This window comes from Limnohabitans sp. (genome assembly GCF_044361645.1).
GTDB lineage: Bacteria > Pseudomonadota > Gammaproteobacteria > Burkholderiales > Burkholderiaceae_C > Limnohabitans_A.
In genome coordinates this window covers 1-4,689 of the sequence record NZ_JBIKIL010000183.1, presented here as the reverse complement: position 1 = coordinate 4,689, position 4,689 = coordinate 1, and the positions used below count along the sequence as shown (strand labels likewise).

Annotated in this window: 5 protein-coding genes; all 5 read right to left on the bottom strand. The window is 59.1% G+C overall.

The genetic code is table 11. The annotated features are described in order from the left end of the window. Nucleotides 1-99: 99 nt before the first annotated feature. The 5 genes from ACIQ39_RS18565 to phnD all read right to left on the bottom strand — a co-directional run bounded on the left by ACIQ39_RS18565 (nucleotide 100) and on the right by phnD (nucleotide 4,065). Nucleotides 100-504: a hypothetical protein gene (locus ACIQ39_RS18565; protein WP_396436066.1), complete on the bottom strand. Its 405-nt coding sequence runs from the start codon at nucleotides 502-504 to the stop codon at nucleotides 100-102. A 149-nt stretch (nucleotides 505-653) separates the two neighbouring features. Next, nucleotides 654-1,463 (bottom strand): phosphonate ABC transporter, permease protein PhnE, encoded by an 810-nt coding sequence (phnE, locus tag ACIQ39_RS18560; RefSeq protein WP_396436065.1) that lies wholly within the window; start codon nucleotides 1,461-1,463, stop codon nucleotides 654-656. Beyond that, nucleotides 1,460-2,281 carry a phosphonate ABC transporter, permease protein PhnE gene (gene phnE, locus ACIQ39_RS18555; protein WP_396436064.1) on the bottom strand — a complete coding sequence of 274 codons (822 nt, stop codon included), beginning with the start codon at nucleotides 2,279-2,281 and terminating at the stop codon, nucleotides 1,460-1,462. Before phnE (ACIQ39_RS18555) ends, phnE (ACIQ39_RS18560) begins: the two co-directional genes overlap by 4 nt. Then, nucleotides 2,278-3,102 (bottom strand): phosphonate ABC transporter ATP-binding protein, encoded by an 825-nt coding sequence (gene phnC / locus ACIQ39_RS18550; protein WP_396436063.1) that lies wholly within the window; start codon nucleotides 3,100-3,102, stop codon nucleotides 2,278-2,280. The genes phnE (ACIQ39_RS18555) and phnC overlap by 4 nt, the downstream gene beginning before the upstream one ends. Before the next feature lie 9 nt (nucleotides 3,103-3,111). Then, on the bottom strand, nucleotides 3,112-4,065 hold the full coding sequence (gene phnD, locus ACIQ39_RS18545) for a phosphate/phosphite/phosphonate ABC transporter substrate-binding protein (protein ID WP_396436062.1): 954 nt from the start codon (nucleotides 4,063-4,065) through the stop codon (nucleotides 3,112-3,114). Nucleotides 4,066-4,689 lie beyond the last annotated feature (624 nt).

The following is a 4,689-nucleotide window of genomic DNA, read 5'->3' as shown; positions in this document are numbered from 1 at the left end:
CGGGACTGCGAACGAGGAAGTCAGAATCGAGATTGAGCCTGCAATACAAAAGGCAAAAACCGGGGCAGCGCTGAGCAGCTGTGAGCAGTTGAGTGCAACTTAAACGGCCATCAAGTCTGTCCTGACTTTGGGGTCCACTTCAGGCGTCTTGCTGCTGCGAAATGCGGGCTTGATCTGGTCAACGCCTTTGGGGCTGTAAGCGTGCAGCATGTTCATCGAGTCGAACAAGGCGATGCTGGAGGCACCCAGGCCCCAGATCACGTCGGCGCGGGGGTTGTCTTTTTCGGCCAAGATGCGCGCGGTCATGATGCCGGTGGAGTCACGCACCCAAGCGATTTCCACTTCGGGGTGGGCGGTCTCAAAGGCTTTTTTGTAGGGACCCAGTTGGTCGTTTTCGAGGGCGGTGTAAACCGACAAAACGGTTTTTTGCGCCATGGCTGGCACGGCCAGCACGGCGATCAATGCGCCAGAGATAACGGCTTTGAGCAAGGGGTTCAATTGCATGGAAACTCCGTAAAATTTTTCAGGGGTGGTGGCAAAGTGCTTCAACAAAAAATGGTTGTTGTTGTCTTTGACAGATCGAGCGTAGCGAGCGCGTGTGGCACTTTGATGACAGAACAGGCGGCAGGGGGGCGCTTGCAAACGCCGCGGGGCTAAATCAGTTTTTGCCGAACTTTGGCGGTGATCCACTCGCTGAACACCACCGTGAACAAAATCAAAATCAGCAGCATGGTGACTTTGGGCCAAGCCAAGGTATTCAAGGCGGCCTCCAGCTTGACCCCGATCCCGCCCGCACCCACCAAACCTAGCACGGTGGATTCTCGGATGTTGATGTCCCAGCGAAACACGCTGATGCCTGCCAAAGTGGGGGCCACTTGCGGCACCACGCCCCAGGCCATGGTTTGGGCAGCCGATGCGCCCGTGGCCTCAATCGCTTCGACTTGGTCGGTGTCGATTTCTTCGATGGCCTCGTACAGCAATTTGCCGATGAAACCAATCGAGCGCAGCGCGATCGCCAAGATACCGGCCAACACACCCGGCCCCAAAATCGCCACCAGCAACAAAGCCCAAATGAGCGAGTTGATGGAGCGCGAGGCGACGATCACAAACAAGGCCACCGGCCGAACCAAGCTGGTGCTTGGGGTGGTGTTGCTGGCGGCCAAAAAGGCGATGGGCACGGCCATGACCAAACCCAACAAGGTGCCCAAGCTCGCGATGTTGATGGTTTCCCACAAAGGCCACCACAACTCGTGCACAGAGCCCCAAGCGGGCGGCATCATGCGCGAGCCAATGTCTTTGAACTGGGCCGGTGCATCGGTCACATAGGCCCAGATCGTGTCTTGGGTCATGACCTGGAAGGTCCAGCTCACAAAGGCCAAGACCAAGACCCACAGCATGAACACCCCCAACTCTGAGCGAGGTGAGCGCTTGCGCCAATGCTTGGGGCTGGAGGACGTGCTCATTGGATGAACTTTCTCAGCCGTCCCGAGCTGTATTCGGCGAACATGACGATGACGATGATCACCCACAAAATCGCGGCGGCAGAGTCAAACTCATAGCGGTCCATGGCGGTGTTGAGGGTGGCCCCAATGCCACCGGCACCCACAATGCCGATCACCGCCGACTCGCGGAAATTGATGTCCAGCCGGTACAAAGACAAACCCAGCAAACGGGGCATGACTTGCGACAACACCGCAAAGTCCAACACCTGCACATAGCCCGCGCCCGTGGCCCGCAAGGCTTCGAGTTGAGAGGCTTGGATCTCTTCGATGTCTTCGGCCATGAGCTTGGCCATGAAACCAATGGTCGCAAAGGTCAGGGTCAAGAAACCCGCAAAGGGGCCAAAGCCGAACATGGCCACCAAAAAAATCGCCACAATGATTTCGTTCAAGGTGCGCGATGCGGCAATGAAAGCGCGGCACACCAGATAAATCCAGGTGGGTGCCAAATTGCGCGAAGCGCCGACCGCCACAGGAATCGACAAGAACACACCCAAAGCGGTGGACGTCACCGTCATGGTCAGGCTTTCTTCAAAGCCCAGCGCGATATCGCCCCACCGGCTGGAAAAGTCGGGGTACATGAAGCCCTGCACAAAGGCCCAGCCGCGTTCCAGCCCCAGCACCATGCGGGCCCAATTGACATCGACCGAAGCGATGGCCAGCACCAGGTAAATCAGCGCGCCGATGTAAAGCGCCCAGCGTGTGCGCGCACTGGCAATGAAGGGTGGTGGCCTCCAGGTGCGCATGGGGCGTGCACCCAGCTGCGGTGTCTCGGCGCTCATGCGGCGGTCAGGGCCAGCTTGTTTTCGGCACGGTCTTGGGATGCCTGTGCCGTGGCTTGCATGCGCTCTGTGATGGCGGTCCAGTCTTCGTCGCCATAAATGCGCGTTAGCACAGCGCGGTCAACCTGTGCAGCAGGGCCGTCAAACACCACGCTGCCCGCGCGCAAACCCACGATGCGTGGCAAAAATTCGGTGGCCAACACCACATCGTGGATGTTGACGATCGCGGCCAGTCCGCGCTCTTGGCACAGCGCCAAAATCAAACGCATGATTTGGCGCGATGTCTTGGGGTCCAGGCTGGCGGTGGGCTCGTCCACCAGCAGCAACTTGGGGCTTTGCATCAAAGCGCGGGCAATGCCCACGCGCTGGCGTTGCCCGCCCGACAGCGCATCGGCGCGCTTGTTCTCCATGCCGCCCAGGCCCACGCGCTCAAGCAGCGCATAGGCCTGCTCGATGTCTTGGGCTTCAAAGCGCCGAAACCAACTGGCCCAAAACCCGGTGTAACCGAGCCGGCCCGACAACAGGTTTTCCATCACGGTCAAACGCTCAACCAGGGCGTACTCCTGAAAAATCATGCCGATGTGCCGACGCGCCAAGCGCAGCCCGGACGATCCCAGCGCCCCCAAGTCTTGGCCATCGAGCACGATCTGCCCCGCTGTGGGCTGCACCAGCCGGTTCACGCACCGAATGAGCGTGGATTTGCCCGCGCCCGAAGGCCCGATCAAACCCAAGACCTCACCCGAGGCCACGTTCAAGCTCACGCTTTTCAGCGCAAGATCACCCGTGGGGTAGCGCTTGTCCAACTGTTGCAGCTGCAGCATCTGAGGTCCTCACTTGCAGGCGTAGCTGACGTTCATGGCCTGGTCGATCTCGCGCACCACAGCCCAGTGCTGCTTGTAGGTGATGGGCATGAACTTTTCCTGGGGTGGCTGTGCTTTGTTGAATTCGGCCGCCATGGTCGTGCCTTCCCAGTTGAAGCTGAAGAAGGCCTGTTTGATCTTCTCGGCCAACTCGGGCTTGAGGTTGTAAACATAGCCATAACCCGTGGTAGGGAAGGAGGCCGATTTGTAGATCACCTTGGTTTGCTCGGGCTTGACCACGCCACGGGCTTCCATGCGTGACTTGACCGAGTTGGCAATCGCGGCTGCAGGGTAGTCTTTGTTGGCCACGCCCAAGATCGAGTTGTCGTGCTTGCCGCTGAACACGGGTGTGAAGTCCTTGCCCGCTTCCATCTTGAATTGCTGACGCATCAAAGCTGAGGGGGCTTTGTAGCCCGAGTTGGAGGTCTCAGACGTGAAGGCCATGCGCTTGCCTTTGATGTCTTCGATTTTTTCGATGCCGCTGCCTGGGAAAGTGATGAATTCCATTTCGTAACCGAAGCGGTTGTCCTTGGACGCCATCATGGCAAAGGGCACAAAACCAGCACAGTTCACAGCGATGGGGTTGGAGCCGGTGTTGAAGCCCGACACATGCAAGCGGCCAGCGCGCATGGCCTCGAGTTGAGCGGCATTGCTTTGAACGGGGAAGAACTGAACACGTTTGCCCGTGACTTTGGACAAGTGGTCCAAGAAGGGAGCCCAAACGGGGGCGTAAACAGCGGGGTCTTCCACGGGTGTGTAAGCAAACACCAATGTGGCAGGGTCGATCCACTGCTTGGCGTCCGTGGGGGCATCGGCCACCATGTCGCCGTTGGCGTCTCTGAAGCGCGGGTCCATGGCCCCTGCGGGGCCTGCCAAAACAACAGCGGCCAGCGCTGCCCAGCCCAGGGTGAGACGAAGTTTCATGGGAATCCTAAAAGGTGAAGAGATGATCTTCAGACTAACCCGCCAATGTGACAAAAATATGAAACTCAAGGGTCTGCGGCGTGAAGTTCAAGTGACTGTCGGAGCATCACAAAATGTCCTCTTGGCGCTTTGGCGCTTTGGCCAGAAGTGCAGCCAACCGATGGGGCCGACCCGATCAAGTTGAGTCCTCTGTGGTGCTCAAGTTTTTTCCCCGGGGCAGAGGCATCCCGGGTCGGTTGTTATCCCGGGGCGGTTGTCATCCCGGGGCGGTTGTCATCCCGGGTGAAGACCTGGGGCCCAGTGCGCACGGCGGCCCTTTGCTGGCCATGGATCGCTTCGTGCCTCGCGATGACAGATCGGGGCTCATGGATTCACCTCATATCCGTCATGCCGAGCGCAGCCATCCATACACGTCATGGCGAGGGCAGCCCTCCCTATCCGTCATGGCGAGCGCAGCGCGGCCATCCACACCCGTCATGGCGATCGCAGCCCTCCCTATCCGTCATGGCGAGCGCAGCGCGGCCATCCATCCCCTTTGAGGCGAGCGTAAAGCGTGAGCGAGCATGGATCGCTTCGTGCCTAGCGATGACAGATCGGGGCTCATGGCTTCACCTCATAGCCGTC

Excerpts from the sequence above, each read along its gene's own strand:
- phnE (WP_396436064.1), bottom strand. The coding sequence starts at position 2,281 with ATGAGCGCCGAGACACCGCAGCTGGGTGCACGCCCCATGCGCACCTGG.
- phnE (WP_396436065.1), bottom strand. The coding sequence starts at position 1,463 with ATGAGCACGTCCTCCAGCCCCAAGCATTGGCGCAAGCGCTCACCTCGC.
- phnC (WP_396436063.1), bottom strand. The coding sequence starts at position 3,102 with ATGCTGCAGCTGCAACAGTTGGACAAGCGCTACCCCACGGGTGATCTT.
- ACIQ39_RS18565 (WP_396436066.1), bottom strand. The coding sequence starts at position 504 with ATGCAATTGAACCCCTTGCTCAAAGCCGTTATCTCTGGCGCATTGATC.
- phnD (WP_396436062.1), bottom strand. The coding sequence starts at position 4,065 with ATGAAACTTCGTCTCACCCTGGGCTGGGCAGCGCTGGCCGCTGTTGTT.